The organism is Gillisia xinjiangensis (assembly GCF_046298265.1).
GTDB classification, from domain to species: Bacteria; Bacteroidota; Bacteroidia; order Flavobacteriales; family Flavobacteriaceae; genus Gillisia; species Gillisia xinjiangensis.
On the sequence record NZ_JBKAHK010000089.1, the window covers coordinates 1 to 574 of the forward strand.

1 protein-coding gene is annotated in these 574 nt (G+C 63.9%); it reads left to right on the forward strand.

Annotation, left to right across the window (positions count from 1 at the left end; translation table 11 throughout):
- Positions 1–200: 200 nt before the first annotated feature.
- Positions 201–574: VOC family protein (locus ACKGJN_RS16630; protein ID WP_409540686.1), on the forward strand; the 374-nt coding region annotated here is incomplete at its 3' end.

The window sequence follows — 574 nt, forward strand, 5'->3', positions numbered from 1 at the left end:
GATATGCCGACCAGGCCCACTTCACCCGCGACTTCCGGGCCTTCGCCGGCCTCTCGCCGGGCGACTACCGGCGGCGTGCGCCCGCCAATGCCCGCCACGTCACGCTGTAGCCCCAGCACTCCCCGGGGTCGATTTCGTTCAAGACCCGGGCGAAGAGAAGGGTGAGACTGAGCGCCAGAGAAGACCGAAGGAGTTTCCCCATGAGCGTGCACGAGCTTTTCGTCTATCTGCGTGCGAAGTCGGCCGACAAGGCAGTCGATTTCTACAAGCGGGTGTTCGGCGCGACGGAGAAGTTCCGCCTCGTCGAGCCAAGCGGGCGCATCGGCCATGTGGAGCTTGAACTTGGCGGCACGACCCTGATGCTGTCTGATGAGTTCCCGGAGTTCGATATCCATGCCCCTGATCCCGAAGCGCCCAGCAGCTTCGTCATTCATCTGCATGTCGATGACGCCGATGCGATGATCGACAAGGCGGTCGCAGCCGGTGCCCGCCTGCTGCGCGCACCACAGGACCATTTCTATGGCGAGCGTTCCGGCACCCTGCGCGACCCCTTCGGCTACGACTGGATGATCGG